11 protein-coding genes are annotated in these 12,766 nt (G+C 56.4%); 4 read left to right on the top strand and 7 right to left on the bottom strand.

The window, feature by feature from the left end; genetic code table 11:
- Positions 1-106: 106 nt before the first annotated feature.
- The 3 genes from ACFPDR_RS04240 to ACFPDR_RS04230 all read right to left on the bottom strand — a co-directional run bounded on the left by ACFPDR_RS04240 (position 107) and on the right by ACFPDR_RS04230 (position 2,568).
- A complete protein-coding gene (locus ACFPDR_RS04240; protein WP_026484656.1) occupies positions 107-796 on the bottom strand; it encodes an ANTAR domain-containing response regulator in 690 nt (229 codons plus the stop codon).
- A 3-nt stretch (positions 797-799) separates the two neighbouring features.
- Positions 800-1,975, bottom strand: coding sequence for a transporter substrate-binding domain-containing protein (locus ACFPDR_RS04235; protein ID WP_052159404.1), 1,176 nt, complete (start codon positions 1,973-1,975; stop codon positions 800-802).
- 110 nt (positions 1,976-2,085) lie between these two features.
- Entirely contained in the window at positions 2,086-2,568 is a 483-nt protein-coding gene (locus ACFPDR_RS04230) for an AmiS/UreI family transporter (RefSeq protein ID WP_266108044.1), read from the bottom strand.
- 677 nt (positions 2,569-3,245) lie between these two features.
- On the opposite strand from ACFPDR_RS04230, the gene ACFPDR_RS04225 reads away from it, so the two are divergent.
- A complete protein-coding gene (locus tag ACFPDR_RS04225; protein WP_203145535.1) occupies positions 3,246-4,106 on the top strand; it encodes a DMT family transporter in 861 nt (286 codons plus the stop codon).
- Between the two features lie 1,089 nt (positions 4,107-5,195).
- On the opposite strand, the gene ACFPDR_RS04220 is transcribed toward ACFPDR_RS04225, so the two are convergent.
- From ACFPDR_RS04220 to ACFPDR_RS04210, 3 genes are read right to left on the bottom strand one after another with little or no spacing between them, the layout of a single operon-like run.
- Positions 5,196-5,786 (bottom strand): c-type cytochrome, encoded by a 591-nt coding sequence (locus tag ACFPDR_RS04220; RefSeq protein ID WP_137431200.1) that lies wholly within the window; start codon positions 5,784-5,786, stop codon positions 5,196-5,198.
- A complete protein-coding gene (locus ACFPDR_RS04215; RefSeq protein ID WP_035271983.1) occupies positions 5,783-6,391 on the bottom strand; it encodes a cbb3-type cytochrome c oxidase subunit II in 609 nt (202 codons plus the stop codon). Before ACFPDR_RS04215 ends, ACFPDR_RS04220 begins: the two co-directional genes overlap by 4 nt.
- A gap of 4 nt (positions 6,392-6,395) precedes the next feature.
- Positions 6,396-8,048 carry a cbb3-type cytochrome c oxidase subunit I gene (locus ACFPDR_RS04210; RefSeq protein WP_376910620.1) on the bottom strand — a complete coding sequence of 551 codons (1,653 nt, stop codon included), beginning with the start codon at positions 8,046-8,048 and terminating at the stop codon, positions 6,396-6,398.
- Between the two features lie 233 nt (positions 8,049-8,281).
- Here ACFPDR_RS04210 and ACFPDR_RS04205 point away from each other — a divergent pair, with 233 nt between their 5' ends.
- On the top strand, positions 8,282-9,709 hold the full coding sequence (locus tag ACFPDR_RS04205) for a PLP-dependent aminotransferase family protein (protein ID WP_060186334.1): 1,428 nt from the start codon (positions 8,282-8,284) through the stop codon (positions 9,707-9,709).
- A gap of 65 nt (positions 9,710-9,774) precedes the next feature.
- Entirely contained in the window at positions 9,775-10,242 is a 468-nt protein-coding gene (locus ACFPDR_RS04200) for a lipocalin-like domain-containing protein (protein ID WP_268380202.1), read from the top strand.
- A 50-nt stretch (positions 10,243-10,292) separates the two neighbouring features.
- On the opposite strand, the gene ACFPDR_RS04195 is transcribed toward ACFPDR_RS04200, so the two are convergent.
- The gene (locus ACFPDR_RS04195; RefSeq protein ID WP_302357027.1) at positions 10,293-11,216 is read right to left on the bottom strand and encodes a LysR family transcriptional regulator; all 924 of its coding nucleotides are present in this window, start codon (positions 11,214-11,216) and stop codon (positions 10,293-10,295) included.
- A 100-nt stretch (positions 11,217-11,316) separates the two neighbouring features.
- Between ACFPDR_RS04195 and ACFPDR_RS04190 the strand changes: the two genes are divergently transcribed.
- The gene (locus tag ACFPDR_RS04190) at positions 11,317-12,663 is read left to right on the top strand and encodes an aspartate aminotransferase family protein (protein WP_137431204.1); all 1,347 of its coding nucleotides are present in this window, start codon (positions 11,317-11,319) and stop codon (positions 12,661-12,663) included.
- Positions 12,664-12,766: the final 103 nt, after the last annotated feature.

Genomic DNA, 12,766 nt, shown 5'->3' with positions numbered 1-12,766 from the left:
TAGTGTTTCTGCCTTTTTCTCTTTACCAAGCAAGCCTATGCCTACCACTTCAATCACGCGCCTGCTCTAGCCAGCCACCGCAGCTCAGCCAGGCCAAAACGCCTGGCTAGTTCCCCAGCAAGGACGAACCTTTTTGCCCCAGGGACAGCACTTCACTGGCATTCACAATGGCAATCGAAATATCCTCAATCGTGCTGCGCTTGTTCATGGCCTGCTCACGAATCAAATCGTAGGCCTGGTCCTCGGACACCTGATGGGTACGCATCAAGATCGTCTTGGCTTGCGCCACATGCCGCTGCCCCATCAGTTTGGTTTGCAGCTTGCTGATCAGCCGACGTTGCTGGCGCAGTTCTTTATGGTATTTACGCGCCAGCACCACCGTGGACAACAAGCCAAAAGAGCGTATGGGCGAAGGCAGGATCGCCTGAATATTCAAATCCAGCACGGCCGACACTATCGTGGGATTTTCATAATTGACCACGGCAATAATCGTGGGTGCTTCCTCCTCGCAGACCCAATCCAGGCGCAGGTGCAAAAGATCAGGCTGCACGGCCAGAAAGACCAGATCCGTTCCTGAAGGCAGGTTTTGCGTGGGTGGCCAGATCGTCTGGACCGAACACCCGATACGCTGCAGTTGCTGGGTCAGCAAGCGGCCATCGCTATCGTCCGGATGCATGACCACCATCGTCAATTGCCGCAGTTCCTTGAGCTGCGGCGAGGTGGCATGCGGAAAACGATTCCGCACTCGCAAAGGCTTGTTTGCCGGCTCATCACCGTAGGAAGAGGAGTTGGCCACGCTTTATGTCTCCAAAGTATCCAGCTTGGCAGTCCAGTCGCCCAAGGAATGGGTAACCAGATACGGGTCGGGCGAGACCGGGCGCGTTGCCTGGCGCACAATCGCAAATTCGCCGTCGGCATTGATGCGGCCAATCCGTGGATAAAGCCAAGTATGGTGATTATTGGGATCGATCTTGATCCGCCCCTGAGGTGCATCCAGTTCACTGCCCAGCAGGTAGGGCAATAAATCTCCGATCGCATCACTGGCGGATTGTCGATACGCATTGGCGAACAAATGCATCTGTGAATAGGCAGCTTCCCAGCACAGATTAGGGTGGCAGTCGGCCCCAAAGCGCTTGCGCAAACTGGCCAGACAACGCGCATTGACCTCCGACTCGATGGACTGAAAATACGGTGCGGCGGTGAAGTGTCCACAGGCAATTTCCGCGCCCATCTGGGCAATCTCGGCCTCGGAGGTCGTCAAACTGGCAATGGGCATGGTTTGCGGATTAAAGCCCGCATTGGCATACGCGCGATACAGATTGGCAGTGGAGTCCCCCACCACGGTGGAGAAAATAAAGTCCGGCTGCTTCTGGCGTATGTCTTCCATGATCAGGCTGTAATCGCTCTCGCTGGCATCCAATGGCAGATAGTGTTCGCCCAGCACTTTGCTATCGGGATGCTGCATGACCAGCTCGCGCATGATGCGATTGGACTCATAGGGGTAGATATAGTCCGAGCCAATCATGTAGACCCGCGCGCCAAAATTGCTGGTCATGAAATGCGCCAGCTGCACACTGTTCTGATTGGGCGCCGCGCCGGTATAGATCACATTGCCCGAAAACTCGAAACCTTCGTACAGGGTGGGATAGAACAGCAGCTTGTTCCACTTCTCCACAATCGGGATCACGGCCTTGCGGCTGCTGGACATATAACAGCCAAAGATCACATTGACGCGGTCCTGCACAATCAGCCGCTCGGCCTGTTCAGCGTAGCAAGCGGGCCTGGACGCCGGGTCGTAGCACACCGCCACCAGTTCACGCCCCAGCAGGCCACCGGCCTCGTTGATTTCCTCAATCGCCAGTTTGGTGCCCTGCCATTGCGACTGACCAATGGTAGAGGTCATGCCGGTTGCGGAATAAAGAACGCCGACGCGTACGGGTTCGTTGTGAGCCAAAGTCCATCTCCTGTCTAGCATGGTAGGGGCGCAGGTCGACGGACCTGCCGGTAAACACTACGAGCGAGCATCAGGTTACTCCAAAAAACTGCATTACTCTGGCCCCCACCACGCTTGCTCTCCTATGAAAACTACCAGGCATCCATCATGATCAGGGTGCCGGGCAACCAGCAGGTCAAGGCCCCGATCAAGACGGTATACGCAGGCAAAATACGCAAGGACCGTCCCAATCCCAAGGCCAGGAAAAACAGAAACCACAGGCTGGACCACAAGAGCCACATGGCGATCAAACGCGGATCGCTGGCAGACCCGGCAAAGGCCAGTGCGCTGATGGCAACGAACAGGCAATACCAGCCAAAGCCCACTCCTTTCAACCCATACCACTGCACCACAGCCAGATACAGATAGGTGAAGGCAAACAGCAGCCCACCAGCAACGGCAAAGTAATCCGCCATTTGCTCGCCGCGCTGCAAGCCCAGAAAATTGATGAACAGGGCCAACAGCCCCACCAGCAAGTTAAAGGGGGCCAGGTCCCGACTTTCAATACGTCCAGTCAAACCCACGCCATTCACAATCAGCACAGCCCCAATAAAGAAAAGCGCAACACCCAACATGGCATAAGCCTCCAAAACAAGGTGACGATTCCGGCCTGGCTGGCGTCAGATCTTGCTGACGCTGCGTGAGCTCTGTGTATCGCGATGGCATCGTGCCGCGAAGCAGGGTTCCAGATAGTTCGCAACCTAACTACGAGGTCGGATTTATTTCAGGCAAACAAAAAGGCCCAGACCGGTTCAAGCATTGAACCGGTCTGGGCCTTTTTGCCCGGCATCGGCGCTGGCAGCATTGGCAGCGGATGTCGTATCTATTTGGAAATGTCGCAGCGATCTGAAATCGCGATCGGTGCAATTCTTACATAGCCCGGACTATCGCCTGTACTAGCGATTACCCTAGCGGCTGATGATTGGCGTCCTGAATATATTTTGTGCTACAGTGCTTCATCGATTTAACGATCTGATTCTTATTTCATGAACCGCCCCGCATCCTCTTTGCCAAGCACTCTGCCCCTGTCGCGGGCCGCGTCGCTGCGGGCGGGCTCCCCTCCATCTGTCTTGCTGTTGACTGTCGTCGCCCCAGGCGTCGTCAATCAAGCCGCAGTCGTGTCCGACGTCGTCGTCGACACACGCGTCTACAGCGTCTGCTCCTAAGACCTCTTTTTCTTTTCCTGCGCTATTGATGCGCCTGGAATGTCTTTGCAGACAAACCTAATTTATTTAGACAGATAAAGAACATCATGATTTCTTCTTCTCGCGCCCAAGCGGGTGCTATTGCCTTGTTCGTGCTGCTTTGGGGCAGCGCGGGTATTTTCACGCGTATCGGTCTGGATCATGGCTCGGTTATGGCCATGCTGATCCTGCGTTTTGCCATCGCCCTACCTATGGTGATCATGCTGGGGCACTTCAATGGCGGCTGGCTGCCGCCCAAAGGGCAACGTCTGCTGCCAGCTATCAGCGGTTTGCTGATGATCGGGCTGTATTCGTTTTTCTATTTTGAAACCCTGGCTCAAGGAATCACGCCGGGTCTGCTGGCGACGATCCTGGGTGTGCAGCCGATTCTGACCTTGGCTTTGACCGAGCGGCGTTTTTCTTTGAGTCGTGTGGCCGGTTTGGCACTATCGCTGACAGGGCTGATTCTGGTGGTGTATCAAAGCCTGATTGTCAGCCGTTTGTCCGTGCTGGGTCTGGTATTTGCAATTGCTGCTTTGTTGAGCATCACTGTGGGGACCATTGTTCAAAAGCGTCAGCCCGTGGGGGCGTTGCAAGGAATGCCTTTGCAGTATTCCTTGTCTCTGGGCTTGTTTATTCTTGCGTCCCTGGGTTTGGGACAAGAAATCCGCTGGGAGAACACATTGGGCTTTTGGGGACCGGTGGTATGGCTTGGTCTGGTGATTTCCGTGCTGGCCCAGTTGCTGCTGTATCGCATGATTCGCAGCGGGAATCTGGTCAACGTTACTAGCCTGTTTTATCTGGTTCCTGTGGTGACAGCCGGGCTGGATTTCCTGATTCTGGGGAATACCTTGGCGGCTCGCGCTGGGTTGGGACTGGTGGCTATCTTGGCGGGTCTGTGGCTGACATTACGGAAGAAGGCGGCGTAAGTCTGCTTTTTATAAGTGGGGTTTCACGGAGAGTTAAATCGGTCTTTGAATGATGAGATCGGTCTCCGTGAAGCCACCACTTGGGGCCCTCTGCAGGGATTGGGCTGAGCACTTGCCGGTGCTGCGCACCGGTACCCTTGTCAGGAGATAGCTACGGGCGCACCCTGAACTCCCGGGGTGGTTCGTCCCCCGGACGAAGCACAAGCGCCCCGGTCAAACAACAGGGCGCTTGCATCCCTACGCTATCTCCTGACCGCGGCAAGTACTCTGATCCGCCCAATCCCTGCAGAGGGCCCCAAGTGGTTCACAGTGATGCAACTCCACGACTCAAGCCGGTTTGCTTCCAAGATCCAAGTGCTGCATACACAGATCCAATGCCTGGATCTCCATTTTTAAGCAGCAACCCTCAAAGCCCCCTCTAAAAGCCCCTGGTTTACAAGTTCTCGCTACAGATTGATGCCAATCATCAGTGTGTGAGTACTGCGAGCACGTTGATCATCAGTAATGTTTACTTTTGGGCTTTTTCAACTAGCCTCACTGCGCTCAACCGCAGTGCCTCTCCAATCCATCTCAACAACTTGGCCGACAACAGACCCAGCCTACCAAGCGCCAAGCCTAGAAACGGTACACAGCCCCCGTCCCCTCTACAACCAGCACTTTCCCCCGTCCAAAATCGGTTTTTCTATATTTCTCCGTTGTGAGCCGCTTGGGGGCCGGGTCCAGGGGGGTGGGCGATTCAGACTGCTTGCCGCAGGCGGTTCTGATATCCGGGATGCAAGCCCTGTGCTGTTTGAGCCCGACGCTTGTGATTGGTCCGGGGGACCAATCACCGGGCGAGTTCACAGGGCGCCCGGATATCAGAATCGACAAGGGTACCGATGCGCAGCATCGGCAAGTAGTCAAGCCCGCCCCCCTGGACCCGGCCCCCAAGCGGCGTCCCCACAGAGACACTAAACAAAAAAAACCGACATCTCCAACCCTGGGGTCGGGCGAGATATCGGTTCAAAAGCCGGGGGCCTGTTCCCGGCGTGCTACCGTTTCAAAACGTGCTTCTAATTATTAATTCCAGAAGAACTCATCGCAGCCACCTCAATGCGCCGCAATCCACTCCAACAGTTCCTTCTCCCCTTGCCAAGGCTGACTACGATCCCCACTGGCAGCCCGCTCCTCAGCAACAAACTCGGGGGTAATGGCATCCTCCTCATTCCCCCACTCATGGCGAATAAAGCTCAACACAGCCGCCAGCTCCGCATCACTAAACTGCTCTGCAAATGCAGGCATCGCCCCCTGATATTCCTGGCCTTTCACCGTGATAGCTCCCGTGACCCCGTGCAGCACCAGTTGCGCCAGTACCTTGGGGTCACCCTTCACCCACTCTGAATCCGCCAAAGGCGGGAACACCCCTGGCAAACCTTGCCCCGTCGCCTGATGACACGCCACACAGGCATTGGCATATAGCTGCTTGCCATCCGCAGATACACTGCCAGGCGCAGGAGCCAGAACCGCCAAAGGACGCTGATCCCCCAAACGCGGAGAGCTGTTGGGCTGAGCCGAGACGATGTAATACACAGCCCAGGCCAGCAAGGCCAAAATCACCAGAATCACTATGCGCGGAATCGGGTTGTACTGCTCGTGGGGATCAGCATTCTCGCTTTGACGACTTTGAACAGGCCGGTTCATTCCTCACTCCCCACCACATCAGCACTCAAGATCGGATACACATGCTTGAGTGACTGCAAATACACCACCAGATCCAAGGCCTCCGGACGGGCTACCACCACCTTGCCCTCCGGTGCCACACCCGGCGGCAGACTCACGACGCGCTCGTCAGGCTGCACCTGATCCGGGTTCTTGGCTTCAAACAAGAAACGATAGGGAGGCATATTGCTACCCGGCGAGTAAGCGCGCGGATCGTACAAGTGCCCCAAATGCCAATCCTGACTAGGCTGACGCACACCAATATTGAACAGATCCGGCCCGGTACGCATGGTGCCCAGCAAAGGTGGGTCGTCGTAGTGATAATCCCCGGCGACCGAAGCACGCCCCCAGCCACGGCTGGCATCCGCTACACCCGCGCCCGTTGTACTGGGCTGCTGCGTGTGACAAGTAATGCAGCCATTGCCCCGATACACCGCCCGACCCCGCACTTCCTGACTGGTATAAGGCGACAAACCTTCAGGAGCAGGCTCATCCTTCAACTGCAAAAAAGGCACCACAATCATGGCGGCCGTTGCCAAGGACAAGGTCACCATGGACCCGATGATCAACTTCAGTTCGTTTTCCATGACCTTAAACCTCCAGCTCAGCGGTACGGCCCACTGCAGCCGAGCGGGACTCGGTCAAGGCAAACGCACCCGACTTCACAATCATCAGCAATACGTGCAGGGCGAAGACCAGATGGCCCAGCGTCATCATGGCGCCGCCAATAGAACGGCCTTGCAACCAGGGCATGGTGACTGCCACCGACTCCATAAAACCACGGGCAGGATCCAGCAAGGCCAAACCTTGCAGCACGCCACCAATGCTGAGCGTGATCATGTACACAGCAAAGCCAGCCACCACCAGCCAGAAGTGCCAGGAGATCAAGGCAGGCCGGGGCCAGGCCGTGTTCAGAATGCGAGGCAAGGCAAAGTACACTCCGCCGAAAATCACCATGGTCACAAAGCCGTACATACCCAGATGAGCATGAGCCACCGTGAAGTGCGTGAAGTGTGTAATGGAATTCAGCGAACGCAAGGCTTCAGCAGAACCTTGCAGGGACGCGACGGTGTACATCATGGCGCCAAAGACAATAAAACGCAGAACGGGCGAGTGACGCAGCGCACTGAAATGCCCCTTCAGCGTCAAATGCTGGTTAGCCGAGAAGGCCAGCACCGGAATCACCATCATCACGCTTTGCACGATGGACAAGGTAATCAGCCATTCAGGGATAGGACCACCAATCAAATGGTGCGCACCGACCTGCCCGTAGAAAAAGGCCAGCGTCCAGAAACCCAGCAGCGACAAGTTGTAGGAGCGCACAGGGCGTCCAATGACTTTGGGCAGGAAGTAGTAAATAGCGGCAATCGACATGGGGGTATAGAACAAGCCCAGCACGTTATGCCCGAACCACCAATTCATGGTGGCTTGTTCCACCCCGAAGTGCACGCCAGGAACCTTGGCGACCAGATACAGAATGGGGAACCAGAACAGCGCCGCGCCGATGTACCACACCGACACGTACAAGTGCTTGACCTTGCGTTGCGAGAGCATCAAGGCCAGCGGCATACCGATCATCATGCCGCCAAAGGCGAACAGCACACCGATTTGCCAGGGGATTTCCAACCACTCCAAACCCGCATTCAAGCCAATGGCCAAAGCACCAATCCCCGCCACCAGCGCAGCATTCCAGACCAGACCGCCCACCATCACCAAACGGCCACCCAGCAAAGGGGTCTGCAGCAAGCGCGGCAACATCCAGATTGTTAGCCCCAACAAGCCCATGGGTGCCCAGCCATATGCCACGCCATTCAGGTGAATCGTGCGCAGACGGCCAAAGCTCAACCAGGAAACGTCACCCAGAAACTCGGGCCAGTGCAGTTTCAAGGAGCTGATCAAACCCGCAAACGAGGCCACCACCAGCCAGACCACCGCACAGACAATCAGTAAGAACGCAGGCATGGAACTGGAACGGTCGGCCTGTTCACGCGCCGCCATTTCAAGCGCGCTGGTTTGCTGACCATGGTTCTCTGCAATATGGTCAGCCGCCGCCAGGCTTAGCGCCTGCCGTTGGGCAGCATCGGCCGAGGGTTCTTCGGGCTGGCCGATTTCGCCCTTGTGAAAAATAGTGCGCGCACCACTGACGTCAGCATCGAACAGGCCCTTGCGCAAGGACCAGATAAAGGCAAAAAGCCCGGCAATCGACAGGATGAATGCGGCAAGCAAAAGCGCCGTCGGGTTCATGGTATTCCTCTGATTAGATAGGCCCGCAGCCCACACGGGCACGGACGAAAACACCCGGCAAGGCTACCTGTCGGCACAGAGCATTCCAAGAATCAGTTAAAGCTTAAAAAACCCTATCAGTTGTCCTGAAAGCCCCGCAAATTGCCGTTTGCTTGTGCTTGAAGACATACCCATCAGATAATAAAAAAACCACATTTATTGAAATTACCGTATCAGATGGAGCACAGAAGGACATGAAACTGTACGAGACGCTGGCCAAGGAACTGGCCCAGGCCATTCTTGACGGCACAGTTGCCGCAGGCGAGCGCATGCCCTCTGTGCGTCAATTGATGGATAAGCACAAGATCAGTGCCTCGACGATTTTCCAGGCGTATTACCGACTGGAAGCACAAGGCTTAATCAAGGCGCGTCCTCGTTCGGGCTACTACGTCTGCTCCAGCCTGGCGCCTCATACCTTGGAGGCGGACACGGCCTCCCAGCCACCGCTGCAAGCGACCAGCGTCAACAATAGCGACCTGATCATGGCGATCCTGCAATCCAGTTCAGAGCGCTCCGTAGCGCCTTTAGGCTCCGCTTTCCCCAGCCCTGTGCTCTTTCCTCTGGAACGCTTGGGCCGCTTCTTGTCTGCCAGTCTGAAACAGCAAGATCCCTGGGCCAGCGTGGACGATCTGACCCAAGGCCACGCTCCCCTGCGTCGCCAGATTGCCTTGCGCTATCTGGCTCAAGGCATGGCCATCAATGCCAACGATATTGTGATTACCAACGGAGCTCTGGAAGCGCTGAACCTATGTCTTGCAGCGGTAACTCAACCGGGTGACATTGTGCTCGTGGAATCGCCCACCTTTTATGCCGCGCTGCAATCGCTGGAACGCATGAAGCTGCAAGCACTGGAAGTGCCCACCCACCCGCGTGAAGGCATTGATCTGGAAGCGCTGGAACACGCGATCAAACATCACGCCCCCAAAGCCTGCTGGCTGATGACCAACTTCCAGAACCCGCTGGGCAGCCTGATGCCCGATGCGAAAAAAGCCCAATTGGTCGAGCTGCTGGCCCGCTATGAAATCCCCTTGATCGAGGACGATGTTTACGGCGAACTGTACTTCGACACGGAGCGCCCCCGCCCCGCCAAAGCCTTTGACCGTCAAGGACTGGTGATGCACTGCTCCTCTTTTTCCAAAACCCTGGCACCCGGCTATCGCATCGGCTGGGCTGTGCCGGGACGCTATATACGTGAAGTCGCCCAGGCCAAGTTGACTACTACCCTGACGTCTCCCGTGCCCACCCAACTGGCCTTGGCCAGCTACCTGGAAAAAGGTGCGTACGAGCAACACCTGCGCCGTTTACGCACTCAACTAAAAAGCCAGTATGCGCAGTTCTCCAAAGCCTTGGGACGCTACTTCCCCGCAGGGACTCGGGCCACCCGCCCCGAGGGCGGCTACTTCCTGTGGGTAGAGCTGGAAAAAAGTGTGCAGACCTTGGAGCTGCATCGCCAGGCCCTGTCACAAGGCATCAGTCTGGCACCAGGCTCCATCTTTTCAACTACCCTGAATTACAGCCATTGCCTGCGTCTTAACTTTGGCCATCCGTGGACAGAACACAGCGATCACGCGCTGGAAATACTGGGTAATTTATGCCGACCATTGCCACTTAAAAAGTCATGAAGCGTAGTGCCTGACGATAGAAAATAAGAATAGGCAAGTCATTGAATAACAAAAGAAAAGACAGCATGATGACTCAGTTACATAACGAAACAACACTGTCTATTCAGGAGTTTTTGATGGCCCATACCTTACGTAGCAAGCTGATCGGTGTCTGGCAATTGGTGTCCTTTGATTTTGTCCCCGAAGATGGCTCGCCCAGCTATCCCGGACTGGGGCCTAATCCTATCGGTCAGCTGATCTATACAGAAACAGGTTATGTAGGGGCACAACTGGGCAGCAGCACCCGAACAGTACAAGACAGCTGTCAATCGCTATTGGATACGTATCTGGCCTACGCTGGGACGTTTGAAGTGGATGAGGCCACCCAGTGCGTTACCCACTTTGTTGATATGTCCCTGTACCCCGATTGGGTAGGGGTTCCCCAGCCACGACTGGCGCGCTTTACGCAAGGCGCTCTGGAACTGATCACCCGTGACCCCGTGGTAGTCGCCGGCAAATTGGGAGTGGGCACCTTGTTGTGGCACCGAGCCTGACCAGGCCAAGCAGACGCTCCCTCACTAGCGGCCAGCCCTTGCTGGCCGCCTCAGTTTTGAGCCTCGTTATCGAGCAGGCCCAGAAAATAATCCACAATCGCGTGTGCGCGCCTGTCCTTACGCATGGCCAAGGACAAGGGAATCGTGAACTGACGCTGCTGCGGGTCCACCGCAATCATCTGGCCCTTCTCTACCCAGCGAGCCGCCACGTGCTCGGGCAAGAAACCGATGTACTCCCCCGTCAAAATCAAAAAGGCGATTCCTTCCCGGTCACTGGCTGTGGCAACACAATTCAGATCCTGGTGTTGTCCGATCGCCTCCGGGCTCATGCGATAAGCAGGCGCAATGGCCGCAGCCCGGCGCAAGGCTTCCTGAGACACTGTCCCTTTTTGCACCGCGGCAAACAAAGGATGCTCCCAGGAGCAATACAGAAAATAAGGTTCGGCATAAAGCGTGCGATATTCCAGCCCGCTCAAGGCATTGGTTTCAGGCAGCACGCCCATATGCAAGCGGCCATCCAGTAAACCACGCTCAATCTCGCCCGGCGTACTCATGCTGATATGGACGCGCACCGCCTCACTGCTTTGGCGCAAGGCACGCAAGGCCGAGGTGATGTGCATATGAGGCTGCGAGATCAGGCTATTCATCAAGCCTATATTCAAGCCCCCCCGCAAACTGGAATGCAGCTGGTTCACCTCACTGCGGAAATTCTCCACCGCAGCCATCAAGGTTTCACTGGCCCGCAATACCTGTCGCCCTTCTTCCGTCAAGGCAAAACCCGCCCGGCCGCGCTGACACAGCCGGATTCCACCCAAACGTTTTTCCAGATCGCTCATATGCAAGCTAATGGCCGAACGTGTAATGCCCAGCACGCCTTCCGCGGCTGAAAAGCTGCCCACTTGCGCTACTGTTCTGAACACACGCAGTAGACGCAAATCAAAATCGGAAACCTGCAAGAGTCCTTTGAGTTGCATATAGGTGAGTAAAACAATAAGTGAAGTTGAATAAAAACGTATTTTACTCAACAACTTAGCTGCCTACACTGGGGGTATTCACCGCCTTGAGGAGACCACCATGAACTCACCCTACTTTGCGCCACAGCAGATTGCCAGTGAACTCAATCTCCAGTCCCACTGGATGCCCTTTACCGCGAACCGACACTTCCAGCAGGACCCGCGCCTGGTGGTCAAAGCCGAAGGCAACTGGCTGTACGATCAGGATGGCCGCCAGATTTTTGACAGCCTGTCCGGGCTTTGGACTTGTGGTGCCGGACATGCTCGCCATGAAATCCAGGCAGCCGTGCATCGTCAACTTGGTCAACTGGACTACTCCCCTGCCTTTCAGTTTGGACATCCCGCCGCGTTTCAACTGGCCGACAAGCTGACCCAGCACACCCCTGACGGTCTGGATCATGTTTTCTTCACGAACTCCGGTTCTGAATGTACCGACACCGTCGTGAAGATGGTGCGGGCGTACTGGCGTATTAAAGGCCAGGCGACCAAGACCCGTCTGATTGGCCGTGCTCGTGGCTACCACGGCGTGAACGTGGCCGGCACCAGCCTGGGAGGCATAGGCGGTAATCGCAAGATGTTCGGGCAACTGATGGATGCCGACCACCTGCCCCACGTACTGCAAGCAGACTGCGCCTTCACGCGCGGCCAGCCCGAAACAGGGGGCCTTGCCCTGGCCGACGAACTGCTGAAACTGATCGAACTGCACGATGCCAGCACCATCGCCGCCGTGTTTGTCGAACCCGTCTCCGGATCGGCAGGCGTACTGGTGCCACCTACCGGCTACCTGCAACGCCTGCGTCAGATTTGCGACCAGCACAACATTCTGCTGGTCTTTGATGAAGTCATCACCGGCCTGGGCCGCCTGGGAACCTATACCGGGGCCGGATACTTTGGCGTCACCCCCGACATCATGACCATGGCGAAGCAATTGACTAACGGTGCCATCCCCATGGGCGCGGTCGTTGCCAGCAAGGAAATCTACCAAACCTTCATGGGCCAGGACTTGCCACTGCACGCCGTGGAATTCAGCCACGGGCACACCTACTCTGCCCACCCCGTCGCCTGCGCCGCCGGACTGGCTGCCCTGGAGTTGCTGGAACAGGACAATCTGCTGCAACGCTCCGCTGAACTGGCTCCGCATTTTGAACAAGCCCTGCACCAGCTGCGCGACAGCCCGAATGTCATCGACATCCGCAACTGCGGCCTGGCGGGTGCCATTCAGCTCGCCCCACGGAATGGCGACCCCGCCATCCGCCCCTTTGAAGCGGGACTACAACTGTGGAAACAGGGCTTTTACGTACGCTTTGGTGGCGACACTCTGCAATTTGGCCCCACCTTTACCTCTACCCCCGAGCAACTCAACTCACTCTTCGATGCAGTGGGAGGCGTCCTGAAGAACCTGGCTTGAACGCAGCAACCGGGCGGTCATGGAAAGACCGCCCCACACACCAACCAAGACCTGGAACAGGGCCTAAAGGAGACAGCCGCTGTAAACCAGGCTGTAGCCTCTG

It is taken from the genome of Alcaligenes sp. GCM10023179, assembly GCF_042653705.1.
GTDB lineage: Bacteria > Pseudomonadota > Gammaproteobacteria > Burkholderiales > Burkholderiaceae_B > Alcaligenes > Alcaligenes phenolicus.
Note: the sequence above shows the minus strand (reverse complement) of the source record. Positions and strands in the feature narration are given on the sequence as shown.

Excerpts from the sequence above, each read along its gene's own strand:
- ACFPDR_RS04205 (WP_060186334.1), top strand. The coding sequence starts at position 8,282 with ATGAAACTGTACGAGACGCTGGCCAAGGAACTGGCCCAGGCCATTCTT.
- ACFPDR_RS04190 (WP_137431204.1), top strand. The coding sequence starts at position 11,317 with ATGAACTCACCCTACTTTGCGCCACAGCAGATTGCCAGTGAACTCAAT.
- ACFPDR_RS04225 (WP_203145535.1), top strand. The coding sequence starts at position 3,246 with ATGATTTCTTCTTCTCGCGCCCAAGCGGGTGCTATTGCCTTGTTCGTG.
- ACFPDR_RS04220 (WP_137431200.1), bottom strand. The coding sequence starts at position 5,786 with ATGAACCGGCCTGTTCAAAGTCGTCAAAGCGAGAATGCTGATCCCCAC.
- ACFPDR_RS04230 (WP_266108044.1), bottom strand. The coding sequence starts at position 2,568 with ATGTTGGGTGTTGCGCTTTTCTTTATTGGGGCTGTGCTGATTGTGAAT.
- ACFPDR_RS04210 (WP_376910620.1), bottom strand. The coding sequence starts at position 8,048 with ATGAACCCGACGGCGCTTTTGCTTGCCGCATTCATCCTGTCGATTGCC.
- ACFPDR_RS04200 (WP_268380202.1), top strand. The coding sequence starts at position 9,775 with ATGATGACTCAGTTACATAACGAAACAACACTGTCTATTCAGGAGTTT.
- ACFPDR_RS04215 (WP_035271983.1), bottom strand. The coding sequence starts at position 6,391 with ATGGAAAACGAACTGAAGTTGATCATCGGGTCCATGGTGACCTTGTCC.
- ACFPDR_RS04235 (WP_052159404.1), bottom strand. The coding sequence starts at position 1,975 with ATGCTAGACAGGAGATGGACTTTGGCTCACAACGAACCCGTACGCGTC.
- ACFPDR_RS04195 (WP_302357027.1), bottom strand. The coding sequence starts at position 11,216 with ATGCAACTCAAAGGACTCTTGCAGGTTTCCGATTTTGATTTGCGTCTA.